Genomic DNA, 15,908 nt, shown 5'->3' with positions numbered 1-15,908 from the left:
ACCATAAAGCCGGTGCATTCACGGCGATGTCTCCGTTTTGAAGGTTTCGGCCCAACTTGCCCGCTTGCGCCGACGCAGCAACCAGGCGACGCCGATCAGATCGTGGATGCCGACAAGCGCACGGCCGATATTGGTGTAATGAGAATTGCCATGCAGGCGCGCGCGGTGCGTGACGTCGACATGGGCGACCTGCCAGCCGTCGCGATTGAACAGCGCGGGAAAATAGCGGTGGTGGTGATCGAAATAGGGCAAGGCGAGATAGGCATCGCGGCGGAAAGCCTTGAGGCCGCAGCCGGTATCGCGCGTGCCGTCCTTCAATATCCGCGCCCTCAGCCCATTGGCGAAGCGGGAGGAAAGACGTTTTCCGAGCGTATCACGCCGGCCGACGCGCTGGCCGGCCACAAGTGCAAGCCGGCTCGGAGCGTCGGAAGCCAGAAGCGGTGCAAGGAGTGCCGGCAGATTGTCCGGCGGGTTCTGGCCATCGCCGTCAAGCATACAGATGACTGGCGCGCGCGCCGCCTGCACGCCGCTGTGAATCGCCGCCGATTGCCCGCCCTGACGGTCGTGCCGTACCAGCCGCAGCATGGGATAACGCCCGGCAAGCGAAAGCGCCACATCCGCCGTGCGGTCGGATGATGCGTCGTCCACGACGATAATCTCGAACGGACCGACCGGCTGGCAGGCAGCAACAATCTCAGCCACGAGCGTTTCAACGCTCGCTTCTTCATTATGCATAGGCACGATAACGGCGAAATCCGGGATCGATCTCAAAGGGGCTCCGTCATATCCATCCGCGGGTGTTCCGCAAACATCGTCGATAGTGGCAAGAGCAGGAGCGCGAAAAGCTTGCATGAATATGAACAGCCGTTGAACTTGGCTCGGTATGCGCCCGTACTATTGCAGTTTTATTACGGTGCATGCGCCGGCGAAGGCCGCGATTTTTTCGCGGCATGCGGGAAATAATCATACAATTCCCACCCCCCTTAACGCGACCGTAAACAATTGTTGCGACGGTACGGCAACGTTCTTTTGGGGGGAGGAAACAGGATGCCGGGTGCAAATCCGACTGCTGTCAAAGCTAAATCATTGTCAATAAAGGCCAAATTCGCAGCGCTCGTCACGGGCGCGACGCTGGTTTCGTGCCTCGCCGTGGGACTGCTGTCCTACGAGATGGGCAAATCAGGCCTGATCGACGCCAGCAAGATCAGGCTCGAGACGGTTGCGGGAAACCAGTCCAAGCAGCTTGATGCCTATACGCTGCGTGTCGAACAAAGCATCTCCGAGCTGTCGCAGAACGCTGCGATCGCTCAGGCGCTGGAAACCATGACCACTGTCGTGCCGACGGAAAAGGATGCGATTATCCAGGCTTTCCGCCGCGAGGGCGTATCCGAAGAGGAGCGCGCCTCCTTCAACGGTGAAGGATTGCGGCTGCTCTATGCCATCCGTCACGCCACCATCAACGCGGCTATTGCCAGCGTCTGGCGCAACACCCGGGTCAGCGACATCTACGTCATCGACAAGACGGGCCTCATTATCTATTCCGTGACCAAGGGCAAGAACTTCCTGACCAACGTGACGGAACCGCAGAATAGCGCGATCAAGGAACTGTTCGACCGCATCGAGGCCGGCAAGGATGGTGTCGTCAGCACCACCGGGTTTAGCCACGGCGGGGCCGATGAGGCAGCCCTGATCGGCATGCCGCTTGCGGTCTCCAACTGGGGCCAGCTCCAGCGCAAGGGCGCCGTCATCATGCGCATTTCCGCCGACCGCATCGGCGCGGTGGTCACGCCCGAGGAAACCGGCAAGTCCATCGACGACGCCGTTCTTCTGAGCGCCGAAGGCAAACTTCGGGCGGGCGTGCTCTCGGGCGGTGCGGACGCCGCCGTTTCCGAAAGCCTCACGGCCCTTTCGGGCGCCAGCGAAGCCGGAACGGTCATGGCGAAGACACCTGCGGGCAGCATCTTTTATGCCTATCGCCCGGTCTCCGTCTTCGGACAGAAGCATCTTCTGGCCATCGGCCAGCAGGAGAGCAAGGTTCTCGCAGCCGCCAACGATCTCGCTTTCTGGGCAACGCTTGCCACACTTGCGGTTCTCGCGGTCATGACGCTGGTCGGCATTTTCGTTTCCGCCAGCCTGACCAAGCCGCTGACCGGCCTTGCCGGGTTGATGGAGCGCCTGAACGGCGGCGACAATAATATAGAGATCAAGGCCGTTTCCCGTGGCGACGAGATCGGCACCATGGCGCGCGCACTGGAATCCTTCCGTCAGGGCATTCTGGACAAGCAGCGCATGGAGACTGAGTCCCATCGCAAGAGCGAGGAACTGGACGAAGAACGCGCCCAGCGCGAAATGGAAAAGGCAAGAAGCGCCAAGGAGCTGGAAGAAGCCGTCGACGCGCTTGCGACCGGTCTTGCCAACCTTGCGGCAGGCAGGCTCGATCTTCGCATCGAAAAATCCTTCGTGCCGTCGCTCGATCATCTGCGCATCGACTTCAACAACTCCATAGCGGGGCTGGATGCGACGATCTCCAATATCGGCGAAAGCGCCAATGCCATCCGCTCCGGTTCCGGCGAGCTGAAAAGCGCATCGGAAGACCTGTCGCGGCGCACGGAACGTCAGGCAGCAGCTCTTGAAGAGGCCGCAGCAGCACTTGGCGACATGACGCAGGCCGTCAATATCTCGCTCTCGCGCTGCGACGTTGCGGTCGGAACGACGGCGGAAACCATGCAGGACGCCCATAAATCCACTGTTGTCGTCAAGGAAGCTATCGTCGCGATGGAGCGCATCGAGACTTCGTCGTCCAAGATCCGCCAGATCATCGACGTCATCGACCAGATCGCCTTCCAGACCAATCTTCTCGCGCTGAATGCCGGCGTCGAGGCGGCGCGTGCCGGCGAAGCCGGAAAGGGCTTTGCGGTCGTGGCGCAGGAAGTGCGTGAACTCGCCCAGAAATCGGCGGCGGCTGCGCGTGACATCACGACGCTGATCGCCACCTCTGCGGGCGATGTGGAAAGCGGTGTGGCGCTGGTGCTGAAGACCGGCGAAAGCCTGGAGCAAATCCAGAAACGCATCCAGTCCGTCAACGACCAGATCGGTGCAATCGCCACCGCATCGCGCGAACAATCCGGCCGCCTCGGTGAAATCAACGCCTCCGTCAACGAACTCGACCATGTGACCCAGCAGAACGCGGCAATGGTAGAGGAAACGACGGCCGCTGCATTCTCGCTGGCAAGCGAGGCGGATGGCCTGACCGAACAGGTAGGCCAATTCTCCGTCGGTGCCATCAGGCACCGCGAACAGCGCTACGCGGCGTAAGCCACAACAAAAAAAGGCCGGAGGCAAAACCTCCGGCCTTTTATTTTGCCTGAAAACCTGATCCGGGCTCCCAGGAGCCGAAGCCCCTGGGAGCACACCGGCGGCTTGCGATCATGACGATCCGCCGCCGGCTTCCGGGGAGGATCTCAGAAGAAGCCGACCTTGTTCGGGCTGTAGGATACGAGCAGGTTCTTGGTTTGCTGGTAATGATCGAGCATCATCTTGTGGGTCTCGCGACCAATGCCCGACTGCTTGTAACCGCCAAAGGCCGCACCCGCCGGATAGACGTGGTAGCAATTGGTCCACACGCGACCCGCTTCGATACCCCTGCCCGCCCGGTAGGCGACATTGGTATCGCGGCTCCACACACCTGCACCCAGACCGTAAACCGTGTCGTTGGCGATTTCGAGCGCTTCTTCCACCGTCTTGAAGGTGGTGACGGAAACGACAGGACCGAAGATTTCCTCCTGGAAAATCCGCATCTTGTTGTTGCCTTCAAAGACCGTCGGCTGAATGTAATAACCGTCCTTCAGATCGCCCGTGAGCGTCTTGCGGTCACCGCCGGTCAGCACCTTGGCGCCTTCCTTCTTGCCGATGTCCAGATAGCGCATGATCTTGTCGAACTGTTCCTGCGAGGCCTGTGCGCCCAGCATGGTCGACGGATTGAGCGGATCGTCCTGGCTGATGGCCTGAACGCGCTTGATCGCCTTTTCCATGAAGCGGTCATAGATCGATTCATGGACCAGCGCACGCGAGGGGCATGTGCAGACTTCGCCCTGGTTGAGCGCGAAGAAGGCGAAACCTTCGAGCGCCTTGTCGAGGAAGGCGTCATCTTCGTTCATCACATCGGCGAAGAAGATGTTCGGCGACTTGCCGCCCAGTTCCAGCGTGATGTTGGTGACGTTGTCAGCCGCATAACGCATGATTTCCTTGCCGACCGGGGTGGAGCCGGTAAAGGCGATCTTGGCGATGCGCTTGCTCTGCGCCAGCGGCTTGCCCGCTTCGACGCCTGTGCCGTTGACGATGTTGAGGACGCCGGGCGGCAGGAGGTCTTCAATAAGCTCCATCACCACCAGAATGGAGGCAGGTGTCTGTTCGGCGGGCTTCAGCACCACGCAATTGCCGGCGGCGAGTGCCGGCGCGAGTTTCCATGCCGCCATCAGGATCGGGAAGTTCCACGGAATGATCTGACCGACGACACCGAGCGGTTCATGGAAATGATAGGCGACCGTGTCGTTGTCGATTTCGCCGATCGTGCCTTCCTGTGCGCGGATGCAGCCCGCGAAATAACGGAAGTGGTCGATCGTCAGCGGAATATCCGCATTGGTCGTCTCGCGCAGCGGCTTGCCGTTATCCCATGTTTCGGCCCGCGCAATGAGATCGAGATTGTCCTCGATGCGCTGGGCGATCTTGAGCAGGATGTTGGAACGTTCGGTAACGCTCGTCTTGCCCCATTTCTCCCTTGCCTTGTGGGCGGCATCCAGTGCGAGTTCGATATCGGCCGCATCGGAGCGCGGAACCTCGCAAATCTTGTGGCCCGTTACCGGCGACAGATTATCCATGTAGCGGCCGGATTTCGGCTCCACCCATTTGCCGCCGATGAAGTTGCCGTATTTCAGCTTGAAGGGCGCTTCGCCGGCTTTCTGCTGAACCTGAATATTCATGATTTCATCCTCCCTGATGAAAACGATCCGCAACGGACCGCATGGGAGGAAGGTGGGCCTAGATAGTGGCGGGGGGTAGTGGCACGGCGTGGTTCCGCATCGCACATTGTCTCACATCTGCGACAAACCCGCGCCGATCCGGCCAAATTGCCCGGATATCATTTCGGGTCGCCTCAATGCACCGCGAGTTTCTTCATTTTGCGGTGAAGCGTGGCGCGGCTGATGCCGAGCAGGGACGCGGCCTGCGTGACGTTGCCGTTGGTGCGCGACAGAACCCGGCGCAGTGCGGAGCGTTCCGCTTCCGCAAGATCGGAGCCGCCATCATGACGCTGCTCCTGCAGAATATCGGCGGCGGGCAGCCCCTGCGCGATTGAATTGTCGTCGAGCTTCAACGCAATCCGCGCCGCGCGTGTCGCCCCCAGAACGAGATCGTCCTGATCCACGGCCAGCAGCGAAAGAGCAGCGCCAAAACCGGTCGGCACGACGACGATGCGCGCGCCGGGAAAGGCCCGGCGGAAAAGATTGCCCTCGATGCGCTGTGCCGCATCCCTCACCGCCTGCGTGACGAAAGAGAAAGTCATCTCGTTGATATCGTCGCGGCAGGTGGAAATATCGAGAGCGCCCGTCACCCGGCCGGTGTGGTCGCGAATGGGTGCCGTGGTGCAGCAGAGTTCGGTGTTCGATGTAAAAAAATGCTGGTCGCGATAGACCACCACCGAACGCTCATCGACAAGCGCCGTACCGATGCCGTTGGTTCCAACACTCGCCTCGCTCCAAACGGCCCCGGACCAGAGGCCGAGAGCCCGAAACTCGCGGTCGTCAGCCGCTGCACCCCGGCGCTCCAGCGCAACGCCCTGCGCGTCGGTCAAAAGCAGGCAGCAGCCGGACTTGCCGACACTGTGAAAAATACGGTCGAGTTCATCCGTGCTTTCGGCGATCAGGCCAGCCGCACTTTCGCGGGCGCGACGAAATTCGAAATCGCTGAGGAAGATCGGTTTGCGGTTTTCCTCCGGTGCAAGACGGTGCTTGACCATGCAACGGCGCCACGAGGCGACAATCGGAGAACTTGCGGCTGCGGAACGTTGGCGCGCGGTTTCATACACGCGGTCCGCATGGGCGATGTCTGTCGGCATACGCTCCTCCCAAAGCTTTTCGGCGATGGTGCGCTGGAAGCGTCCGTGTTTCAACTAAAAACTTCGCGACCGGCATTGTCAGGCGCAACCGCGGGCTGCGCCTGAATATCAGACCGCCTTGAAATAGCGCTGGCCGGTGGTGGCAACTTCCGGCTCGTCCTCGGGTGAGAGGAACGTATCGTCGACAAGACTGGCGATGGAAGTTAGAGGACCGGGCCTGCCGAAGAAGAAGCCCTGCACCTGCAGGCAACCTTCACGGCGCAGGAATTCGATATGGGCCTTGGTCTCCACACCTTCCGCAAGCACCGGAATATTGAGGCTGTGCGCGAGGATAAGCGTCGAGCGAACGATCGCCTCCGACTGCACATTGGTCGACAGGCCATCGATGAAGGCCCGGTCGATCTTGATCTTGTCGAAGGGAAAGCTCTGCAGGGTCGACAGCGAGGAATAGCCCGTGCCGTAGTCGTCCATGGCGATCTTGACGCCGAGCGCCTTGAGTTTGCGGATCGTGGTGAGCGCATGGCGGTGGTCGGCGATGATGCTGCCTTCGGTGATTTCCAGCTCGAGCCGTTCCGGCGCAAGCGCCGTCTCCCGAAGAATTCTCTCAACCTTGTCCGGGAAATCATTGTCCGCAAGCTGCTGCGGCGCGACATTCACGGCGATGGAAAGTGATTTTTTCCAGAGAGCGGCCTGCGCGCAGGCTTCCCGCAGAACCCATTCGCCCAGTTCGACGATGAAGCCGGTCTGTTCGGCGATCGGAATGAATTCGGCCGGAGAGACCATGCCGCGCTCGGGATGTTTCCAGCGCAACAGCGCCTCGAAACCGACAATGCTGCCGCTTCTGGTATCGTTCTGCTGCTGGTAATAAAGCTCGAACTCGTTGTTGGCGAGGCCGCTGCGCATGGCGATGGCAAGCGCGTTGCGCTCGCGCGCGGCTTCATCCATGGATTTGTCGTAAAAGCAGATCGTGTCCGAGGTCCCGCTTTTTGCCCGGTACATGGCGACATCGGCCTGCGCCATCAGCGTATCGGCGTCGACGGCGCTGGTATTGCGCACCGATATGCCCACACTCGCGCCAACCGAAAATATCTGCCCGTTCCATTCGACCGGCTTGCTGATCTGCTCGATCAATCGCTGGGCGAATTCCGCGCCATCGGCACGGGTATAATAGGAATGGGTCATCGCCACGAATTCATCGCCACCCATGCGCGCCAGAAACTCCCCGGCTTTCAGAACGGAACTCGCCCGGTCGGCAATGGCGCGCAGCACGGCATCGCCCGCCGCATGGCCGTGAACGTCGTTGATTTCCTTGAAACGGTTGAGATCGATGGACAGAAGCGCCGTATGCGCACCCATGGAAAGATGGCGCGTGCGGCGGTTGAGATGCTCGATAAATGCCGCCCGGTTCGGGATGCCCGTCAACGGATCGTGCAGCGAAAGATGACGATAGCGGGCAACCGCCTGCTGGGTGGACTGGGCATCGATGACATAGGTGGAAAGTCCGAGCGCCAAAAGGAGAAGCGTCACCGCAATCGCGCCACCACCCATGATGGCCGGCGGCAGCAGGTTTTCCGAAATGACGATGCGCGGATCGAACTCGAACACCATCGAGGCCATGCCGGTATAATGCATGGACGCAATGGCCAGAATGAGAAACGCCACCGCACTATATTGGCAGAACCGGTTGATGGGACGCGCAATCCGATTGACCGCGATGGCGCCGAACACTGCCCCCAGCACCAGCGAGGCGATGACATAGGTCTGGTTCCAGAAAAGCATGCCCTGAATCTGATACGCAGCCATGCCGGTATAATGCATGGCCGCAATGCCGAGACCGACCGTCGCCCCGCCCGCTTCCACCAGCGCGGTGCGTCCGCCATAGGCGGAAATGGCAAAGCCGGCGGTCGTCGTGGTAATGGCGATCAGAAGCGAAAGCCCGGTCAGATAGGGATCATAACCCACATCGCCTGCGGCGACATAACCCAGCATCGCCACGAAATGGGTGGTCCATATCGCCGCCCCGCCATTGACGCCGGCCAGGAAAAGCCAGTTGACCTTTTGCCATCCCGTCGCCAAACGCGCCCTCGAAAAAAGACGCATCGTGACGAAGCTTCCGAGCATGCAGACAAAGACCGCTGCTATGGTGTATCGGAAGTCATGATCGACGGTGAGGCACTGGAGAACTTTAAACATTATCATCTACACAATTGGAATTCCGGGCAGCCTTATCATTTGCCAGGTTTGCAGTGGGTTTATATGAATGGATAAGCATATATTAAAAGTTGCAACGCACGAGTGAATTAGACCGAGCTAATAAAATCATCGCGCAACTTCCGTGAAAAACTCGCCGCTCTTGTCTTTATCTTCCGTTTGTATTATAGCGCCCGCACCCGTGTAGACACCCTTGGAGGCAACGCGGGCGAGATGGCGTGAGCGCCTCTCCAGTTCAGGCCGCTCTGTTCGGCATGAACTCTCCATATAACCTCGAAAGGAATTGCCATGAGCAAAGAATCGTATGAGCTCAAGGCCGAGGCGCGCGAACGAGTTGGTAAGGGGTCCTCTCGTGAACTTCGCCGCAACGGTTTGATTCCCGCTGTCATCTATGGTGACAAGCAGGCCCCCATTTCCATCGCTCTGTCGACCAACGAAGTAACCAAGCGTATCCACGCTGGCGGCTTCATGACGACTGTTGCGGTCATCGACGTCGACGGCCAGAAGATCAAGGTCCTGCCGAAGGACTACCAGCTTGATCCGGTCCGCGACTTCACGATGCACGTCGACTTCCTGCGCGTTACGGGCAACACGCTCGTCAACGTTGAAGTTCCGGTTCACTTCGTCAACGAAGAAAAGTCGGACATCAAGATCGGCGGCGTTCTGAACATCGTTCGCCACTCGGTGGAATTCCACTGCCCGGCCAACGACATTCCGGAATTCATCACGGTTGATCTTTCCGGTCTGAAGATCGGCGACAACGTTCACATTTCGAATGTGAAGCTGCCGAAGAACATCACGCCTGTGATCGCCGACCGTGACTTCACGATCGCAACGATCGTTGCTCCGGCTGGCGGCATTGCTGAAGAAGCAACCGACGAAGCTTCCGCATAATAATCGACGGCCGCAAGGCCAAGCCGATTTGAGCTTTAAGGCCCGTTCCGCTTTCGGAACGGGCCTTTTAGTTTTTATGAACTTTAAAAACAGAAACCTTCCGCCGCACGCAGGAGGCGGCCCCCGTTTCAGCGTCAATTAACAATTCCATGAAACGATGCCCATTGCGTTATCGTGAAAACACCGGGCGGGTTGAAGAAATACAGTGGGGACACAAGGCCTTTGCCGAAACCTCACGGATGTCTCTCCGGACGGGCGGAAACGGGACGCAGTCATTCTGGGGTAGAGGGTACTGCAATCGAACATGGCTCATTCCGTCGAAAGTCGCTTTATCGCGATTGTTTCCGGTGCACTTCTTACAGTGGTCGCCCCGCTTTTCACGCTTTTGCTGACGCTCTCCTATCACGAGGCTATCCGTAGCCAGCGCAATCACCTTGAGATTCTGCTGTCGACGAATGCGCAGGCGCTTGCCCGGCCCCTGTGGGATCTCGACGACGACACCATAAACCAGATTACCGGAACCCTCGTTTCCGACCCCGTGATCCGCATGGTCGAGGTCAAGGATACCTCCGGCCAACTCGATATCATCCAGACGGCCGGCAGCGACTTCGTTCAGGATGCGGCCTCGACAACGCGCGAAGTGACCTACAAGACCACGAACGGTGTCGTCACCGTCGGGCAATTGACGGTCTATTACGACGATGTCGGCCTTCTGACCTCCCTTAGCCGGACCGAGCTGGCATTCATCACGATTTTCATCCTTGCCGTTCTAACCACCGTTCTTGCGGCCATCGCCGGCAACCGCTTCATGGTCATCCGCCCGCTGATGCGGCTGGCGGCCGCGATAGAGGCGACGCGTCGCGTCGGCTCTCGCCACCACGTCGACTGGCGGTCGAAGGACGAGATCGGCAGACTGGCGAAAAGCTTCAACGAAATGCAGACCCAGCTTGAAAAGGAAGAGCTGGAAATCAAGCACGCCCATGAGCGGAAGACGGAAATCTATAACCGCACGCCCGCCATGCTGTTCTCGCTCGACAGATACGACCGGATTGCCGCGGTCAGCGACTATTGGGTGCAGGCGACCGGTTACGATCGCGCCAGAATACTCGGCCTGAACTTCGCCGATCTCATCCACCCGGATGACCGGTCGATGTTCCAGCAGCGCAAGGTGGCACAGCAATCGCCGGACGCAGCACATGCGGGCATCACCGTGCGCTTTCATTGCATGGATGGCAGCGTTATGGACGCCCTCATCCTTGAAAAAGCCCTCGATTCCGGCAACGCACATCAGGGCACATATCTTTGCGTCATGACTGACGTGACCGAACTGCGCCAGTCGGAAAAACGCAACCGCCAGCAGGCCATTTCCGACCATCTGACTGGCCTCTTTAACCGTCAGGGTTTCGAGGCCATTCTCGACGTGCAGATCCGCGATGCCGACCGGAACGGCAGTGAACTGGCCTGCCTGTTCATCGACCTCGACCGGTTCAAGGCCATCAACGACAATCTCGGCCACGCGGCGGGCGATGCGGTTCTGCGGGAATTCACGCTGAAAATCGAACCCCTGCTGACGCCGCTGGACAGCGCATCGCGCCTGGGTGGCGACGAGTTCGCCATTCTGCTGGCCGGCGACAAGGTGGAAGAACGCGCCCTGCTGTTCTGCGAACGGATTTGCTCGATGCTGGACACACCCTTCGAGATCGAAGGCAACAGCATCCGCCTCAGCGCCAGCATCGGCATGGCGATCTACCCGCTGCATGCCTCCAGCGCCTCTGAACTTTTGCAGAATGCCGACATGGCCATGTATACCCGCAAAAGAACGGGCAAGAATGGCTCGCAGATCTTCGACAGCTCGATCATGGACCGCGCCCGCGAACATGCCGAGCTGGAGCGGGATATCGCGCAGGCGCTTTCCGAAAACTGGTTCGAGGCTTATTTCCAGCCGATCCAGGATCTTGCAACCGGCCAGACGGCGGGTTTCGAGGCGCTGTTGCGTCTCAACCACCCGGAAAAGGGTTTACTTCCCCCGCAACCATCATCAGCCTTGCGGAAGAAAACGGCACCATCCATCGCATCGGCAATCTCATCCTCGATCAATCGATCGCCAATCTCGCCAGGCTTTCACGTCTGCCGGGCATGGAGCAATCCTATGTGGCGGTGAATTTTTCGCCGCTGCAGTTCGAACCGGGATTGCCGACACGTATCGCCGGCGTCCTGCACCGGCACGGCATTCTTCCCAAACGGCTAGTCATCGAGATAACCGAAGCCGTCATCATGAAGGACGATCCGCAAATCCGGGCGATCCTCAATGCCATTCACCAGCTTGGCTGCCGCATCGCACTGGATGATTTCGGAACGGGTTATTCTTCGCTGAGCTATCTCAGCCGTTTTCCGGTCGATATCGTCAAGATCGACCAGTCCTTCACCCGCTCGATCTGCGACGACACGGTGGAAATACGACAACGCAGCCGCATGCTGGTCGAGGGCATTGCAGCCATCTCGCACAAGATGAATTGCGCCGTCATCGCCGAGGGCGTCGAGACGGAAGAGCAGAAGGAGCTTCTGACAATGATCGGCGCGGATTATGGACAGGGCTATTATTTCGCACGGCCACAACCCATCGAAGGGCTGATCGCCGCATTGAACGCGGACTACGGCGCAGACCGCGCAACAGTACGACAAGCGTGAGGCGGGGGTGACCATGGGATTGATCCGCTTCTGTCTGATCTTTCTTGCTCTCGCCAGCCCGGCCGGCGCGGCCAAACTTTTCCTGACGACCGAGGTCTACCCCCCGTACAATTTGCAGACCAGCGACGGCAGCGTCGCAGGCGTCTACATCGACCAGCTCAAGATCGTACTTGAAGACACCGGCACCGATTACGAAGTCGCCGTCATGCCCTGGGCGCGGGCGATCGCATTGGCCACAACGCAGGCCATGCATTGCGTCTTTGCTACGGCGAGAACGCCCGAACGGGAAAAGCTTTTCAAATGGGTCTCGCCGATCCATAGCGACCGCAACATCCTCGTGACGCGCCACAATGCGGATATCAACGTCTCCAGTCTGGCGGAGGCCAGGAAATACCGGGTCGGCACCCAGCGCGGCGACTACACCGAGGCCCTTCTGGGTACGCTTGGCTTCCAGCAGGTGGATGTCGGCGCGGACTTCCAGATCACACTTCACAAGCTGAAAGCAGGCCGCATCGACCTGATGCCCATGTCGGAAAGCACTTTCAAAAGCCTGCCCGCAGGCACGTTCAAGGAAGTGATAACGCTGGCGCGGCAACAATTGGGTCTTGCCTGCAACAAGAGTGTTCCCGACGAGGTTATCGCAAAATTGCAGGCACGGCTGGACAGGCTGATCGCCGATGGAACACAGCAGAAGATATATGACCGCTACCATCTCGTCAGCCCGTAAGCATCCGCTCAGCATCCCCGTAAATCGATAAAAAGATTGACAGCCGGGAGAATTCGGGGTGGTGACAGGCATCATTAGGCAAAAACGCGGACATGCCCCATGAAGATCATCGCAGGACTTGGTAATCCCGGCTCGCAATATGCGGGAAACCGCCACAATATCGGTTTCATGGCTGTTGATGCGCTGCAGCGCCTGCCCTCCTTCTCGCCCTGGGCGAGAAAATTCAAGGCGGAGATTTCCGAAGGCGAGATCGGCGGTGAAAAAGTCCTGCTGATGAAGCCGCTCACCTACATGAACCTGTCGGGCGAATCCGTCGGCGAGGCCATGCGCTTCTTCAAGCTTGCCCCGGCCGATATCATCGTCATCCATGACGAACTCGATCTGCTCGCCGGCCGCGCACGCATCAAGATCGGCGGCGGCCATGGCGGTCACAACGGCCTGAAATCGCTCGATGCCCATTGCGGCAAGGAATATCGCCGCCTACGCCTCGGCATCGGCCATCCCGGCGACAAGGAACGGGTGCATGGCCACGTTCTCGGCGATTTCGCCAAGACCGACCGGGTCTGGCTCGATCCGTTACTGGACGCCATTGCCGACAACGCCGCCATGTTGCTGAAGGGCGAAGATTCGCAGCTGATGAACAAGCTGGCGCTTGCCACCGGCAGCAAGCCGGAAGCCGAAAAACCGGCCAAGGCTGCCAAACCGGCCGCGCAGTCCCACATCCATCAGGCACGCAACAGCGCCCAGCCGAAAAAGTTGCCGGAAACCGGACCGATGGCCGAAATGCTGAAACGGATGTTCGGCAAGAAGGACTAGATCGCCATGTCTTCAGCGACCATCGCCCTGCGCGAAGCCGGCTCCGCCGATCTGCCCGGCCTGCTTGAACTTTACCGGGCGCTCAATCCATCCGACCCGCAATTGACGACGGAAGCGGCGAGCACCGCTTTCGCCGCCATGCTGAACCAGCCCGGCCTCACCGTGTTTCTGGCAATGGAGGGCGGAGAACCCGTCGCGACCGCCACGCTTCTGATCGCTCCGAACCTGACACGCGCCGCCCGCCCCTACGCCTTCATCGAAAATGTGGTGACGCTGGAGGCCCGTCGCGGCCATGGGTATGGCCGCGCGGTCGTGCGCCACGCCATCGAGGCCGCCTTTGCCGCAAATTGCTACAAGGTGATGCTGCTCACCGGCCGCCAGCGCCCGGAAGTCCATGCCTTTTACGAAAGCTGCGGCTTCGTGCAGAACAAGACCGGGTTCCAGATCCGGCAGGATTGAACATAAAAACCATCACTCCTCCGGTTCGGTGGTGAACATCAGCGGAAATCCGGCCTCCTTGCCAAGATCGGTCGCCTCCTTGGCCTTGGTCTCGGCAATGTCGCGCACGCAGACAACGACGACCGCGCTTCCGAAACGATGCGCCGTCATCATCACCCGGTGGCCGGTGTCCTCGCCCATGTGGAAGACAGACTTCAGTACAAGGGTCACGAAGTCGCGCGGCGTATAGTCATCATTCAGCAGAATGACCTTGTAGAGCTTCGGCCGCTCCAGCTTCGGTTTGACTTTCGGTTTCGGCTTCAGATCGACTGGACTGTCACTCATCATCGTCGCTCGTGAGTGTCGCTCAATTGTCTCTCATGGGAAAATCCCACTGATGGCGAAAGATCGGTCGCTTGACCGGCGTCATATTGCGCCGCAACCGCATTATCGACAACCCCGGACGCGGCACGCGCGTGAAATTCCGCGCCATTCGCAGGGCTTTGCCCGCCCAAATCGGCCCGCGGGCTTGACCTTGCCCTGCCCTTTCCGCAAAAGGCTCCTCAACGAATTCTTTCAAACGGACAGGTTTCAAGCCATGGGCTTCAAATGCGGTATCGTCGGGCTGCCGAATGTCGGCAAGTCCACCCTCTTCAACGCGCTGACGAAAACGGCGGCCGCGCAGGCTGCCAACTATCCCTTCTGCACCATCGAGCCGAACACCGGCGAGGTTGCCGTGCCGGACCCGCGCATGCAGCAGCTTGCGACGATCGCCGGATCGAAGGAAATCATTCCGACCCGCATTTCCTTCGTGGACATTGCCGGTCTGGTGCGCGGCGCGTCGAAGGGTGAAGGCCTCGGCAACAAGTTCCTGGCCAATATCCGCGAAGTCGATGCCGTCGTGCATGTGCTGCGCTGCTTCGAAGACGACGATATCACCCATGTGGAAGGCCGTATCAATCCGGTTGGCGATGCCGACACGATCGAGACGGAGCTGATGCTCGCCGACCTCGAAAGCCTGGAGCGCCGCGTCGAGCAGACGCGCAAGCGCGCCAACAGCAAGGACAAGGAGTCCTTGGCCCAGCTGCCCGTGATGGAAGCCGTAATTGCCCTACTCAACGACGGAAAACCAGCACGTCTGCTTTTGAAGACGCTGGCGGACGAGGAAATCGAAATCCTCAAAGGCCTCAATCTCCTAACGTCGCACCCGGTGCTTTATGTCTGCAACGTCTCGGAAGCCGATGCATCCTCCGGCAACGAACACACCGCGGCCGTGGCAGAGATGGCAAAGCAACAGGGCGCCGAATGCGTGATCATCTCGGCGGCGATCGAGGCTGAAGTCGCGCAGCTTCCGGCCGATGAAGCCGAGGAATTCCTCTCAGCCCTCGGGCTCACCGAGGCAGGTCTCGACCGGCTGATCCGCGCCGGTTATCACCTGCTCGACCTCATCACCTATTTCACCGTCGGCCCGAAGGAAACGCGCGCCTGGACGATCGTGCGCGGCACCAAAGCGCCCGCCGCCGCCGGCGTCATCCATACCGATTTCGAACGCGGCTTCATCCGCGCATTCACGATCGGCTTTGACGACTACATCGCCTACAAGGGCGAAGTCGGCGCCAAGGAAGCCGGCAAGGGGCGCGACGAAGGCAAGGAATATGTCGTCCAGGACGGCGACGTCATCCACTTCCGCTTTAATACCTGATCTCGACTGGAGCCGTTTGCTTTGCTCCGCCGAATTGCATCTCGCCATTCTGCGGAGCGGAGAAAGCCGGAGCCGCCTCTGGGGAGTGGCGCTTAAGATTAAGACCTCTCCCAAATCCGGCGGTCCTCCTCGGGCTTGACCCGAGGTTCCACATGTCGTGACACGTGTGAGATGGATCCTCGCCTCAAGGGCGAGGATGACGGCGGAGGGGTAGAGCCCCTGCGCCACACATTCCCATAAGCCGCCGCGTTTGCCATCATTTGAGTATCCGCGCCCTAGATTTGACCTTTACGTAAAGGGAAAAATCATTTTAGATGCCG

The 15,908-nt window shown here is 59.5% G+C and carries 11 protein-coding genes and 1 pseudogene; 7 read left to right on the top strand and 5 right to left on the bottom strand.

Annotated features, from left to right (window positions below; translation table 11 throughout):
• Positions 1-18: 18 nt before the first annotated feature.
• On the bottom strand, positions 19-858 hold the full coding sequence (locus tag RBH10_RS11690) for a glycosyltransferase family 2 protein (RefSeq protein WP_045016680.1): 840 nt from the start codon (positions 856-858) through the stop codon (positions 19-21).
• Between the two features lie 189 nt (positions 859-1,047).
• Between RBH10_RS11690 and RBH10_RS11685 the strand changes: the two genes are divergently transcribed.
• Positions 1,048-3,315 carry a methyl-accepting chemotaxis protein gene (locus tag RBH10_RS11685; RefSeq protein ID WP_306180619.1) on the top strand — a complete coding sequence of 756 codons (2,268 nt, stop codon included), beginning with the start codon at positions 1,048-1,050 and terminating at the stop codon, positions 3,313-3,315.
• Between the two features lie 146 nt (positions 3,316-3,461).
• On the opposite strand, the gene adh is transcribed toward RBH10_RS11685, so the two are convergent.
• From adh to RBH10_RS11670, 3 genes are all read right to left on the bottom strand, one after another.
• A complete protein-coding gene (adh, locus tag RBH10_RS11680) occupies positions 3,462-4,979 on the bottom strand; it encodes an aldehyde dehydrogenase (RefSeq protein ID WP_045016677.1) in 1,518 nt (505 codons plus the stop codon).
• Positions 4,980-5,152: 173 nt separating this feature from the next.
• A complete protein-coding gene (locus tag RBH10_RS11675; protein ID WP_281037391.1) occupies positions 5,153-6,112 on the bottom strand; it encodes a helix-turn-helix domain-containing protein in 960 nt (319 codons plus the stop codon).
• 108 nt (positions 6,113-6,220) lie between these two features.
• Complete coding sequence (locus RBH10_RS11670; RefSeq protein ID WP_281037091.1) at positions 6,221-8,305, bottom strand: bifunctional diguanylate cyclase/phosphodiesterase; 2,085 nt, start codon at positions 8,303-8,305, stop codon at positions 6,221-6,223.
• Positions 8,306-8,611: 306 nt separating this feature from the next.
• Between RBH10_RS11670 and RBH10_RS11665 the strand changes: the two genes are divergently transcribed.
• From RBH10_RS11665 to RBH10_RS11645, 5 genes and pseudogenes are all read left to right on the top strand, one after another.
• On the top strand, positions 8,612-9,217 hold the full coding sequence (locus RBH10_RS11665; protein WP_045016674.1) for a 50S ribosomal protein L25/general stress protein Ctc: 606 nt from the start codon (positions 8,612-8,614) through the stop codon (positions 9,215-9,217).
• 304 nt (positions 9,218-9,521) lie between these two features.
• Positions 9,522-11,905 (top strand): annotated as a pseudogene (locus tag RBH10_RS11660) (EAL domain-containing protein).
• Positions 11,906-11,918: 13 nt separating this feature from the next.
• Complete coding sequence (locus tag RBH10_RS11655) at positions 11,919-12,632, top strand: ABC transporter substrate-binding protein (RefSeq protein WP_045016670.1); 714 nt, start codon at positions 11,919-11,921, stop codon at positions 12,630-12,632.
• A 99-nt stretch (positions 12,633-12,731) separates the two neighbouring features.
• The gene (gene pth, locus RBH10_RS11650; protein ID WP_281037093.1) at positions 12,732-13,448 is read left to right on the top strand and encodes an aminoacyl-tRNA hydrolase; all 717 of its coding nucleotides are present in this window, start codon (positions 12,732-12,734) and stop codon (positions 13,446-13,448) included.
• A gap of 6 nt (positions 13,449-13,454) precedes the next feature.
• On the top strand, positions 13,455-13,907 hold the full coding sequence (locus tag RBH10_RS11645; protein WP_281037094.1) for a GNAT family N-acetyltransferase: 453 nt from the start codon (positions 13,455-13,457) through the stop codon (positions 13,905-13,907).
• Between the two features lie 12 nt (positions 13,908-13,919).
• Here the strand turns inward: RBH10_RS11645 and clpS are convergent, their stop codons facing one another.
• The gene (clpS, locus tag RBH10_RS11640; protein ID WP_281037095.1) at positions 13,920-14,231 is read right to left on the bottom strand and encodes an ATP-dependent Clp protease adapter ClpS; all 312 of its coding nucleotides are present in this window, start codon (positions 14,229-14,231) and stop codon (positions 13,920-13,922) included.
• 253 nt (positions 14,232-14,484) lie between these two features.
• On the opposite strand from clpS, the gene ychF reads away from it, so the two are divergent.
• Entirely contained in the window at positions 14,485-15,588 is a 1,104-nt protein-coding gene (gene ychF / locus RBH10_RS11635; RefSeq protein ID WP_281037096.1) for a redox-regulated ATPase YchF, read from the top strand.
• The last annotated feature ends 320 nt before the right edge of the window (positions 15,589-15,908 follow it).

The organism is Rhizobium sp. AN73 (assembly GCF_030757975.1).
GTDB classification, from domain to species: Bacteria; Pseudomonadota; Alphaproteobacteria; order Rhizobiales; family Rhizobiaceae; genus Agrobacterium; species Agrobacterium arsenijevicii.
The sequence above is the reverse complement of the archived record's forward strand: the minus strand, read 5'-3'. Positions and strand labels throughout refer to the sequence as shown.

Bases quoted from the DNA above. Each gene is read 5' to 3' on its own strand.
- RBH10_RS11685 (WP_306180619.1), top strand. From the start codon at position 1,048: ATGCCGGGTGCAAATCCGACTGCTGTCAAAGCTAAATCATTGTCAATA.
- adh (WP_045016677.1), bottom strand. From the start codon at position 4,979: ATGAATATTCAGGTTCAGCAGAAAGCCGGCGAAGCGCCCTTCAAGCTG.
- RBH10_RS11675 (WP_281037391.1), bottom strand. From the start codon at position 6,112: ATGCCGACAGACATCGCCCATGCGGACCGCGTGTATGAAACCGCGCGC.
- RBH10_RS11670 (WP_281037091.1), bottom strand. From the start codon at position 8,305: ATGTTTAAAGTTCTCCAGTGCCTCACCGTCGATCATGACTTCCGATAC.
- RBH10_RS11665 (WP_045016674.1), top strand. From the start codon at position 8,612: ATGAGCAAAGAATCGTATGAGCTCAAGGCCGAGGCGCGCGAACGAGTT.
- RBH10_RS11655 (WP_045016670.1), top strand. From the start codon at position 11,919: ATGGGATTGATCCGCTTCTGTCTGATCTTTCTTGCTCTCGCCAGCCCG.
- pth (WP_281037093.1), top strand. From the start codon at position 12,732: ATGAAGATCATCGCAGGACTTGGTAATCCCGGCTCGCAATATGCGGGA.
- RBH10_RS11645 (WP_281037094.1), top strand. From the start codon at position 13,455: ATGTCTTCAGCGACCATCGCCCTGCGCGAAGCCGGCTCCGCCGATCTG.
- clpS (WP_281037095.1), bottom strand. From the start codon at position 14,231: ATGAGTGACAGTCCAGTCGATCTGAAGCCGAAACCGAAAGTCAAACCG.
- ychF (WP_281037096.1), top strand. From the start codon at position 14,485: ATGGGCTTCAAATGCGGTATCGTCGGGCTGCCGAATGTCGGCAAGTCC.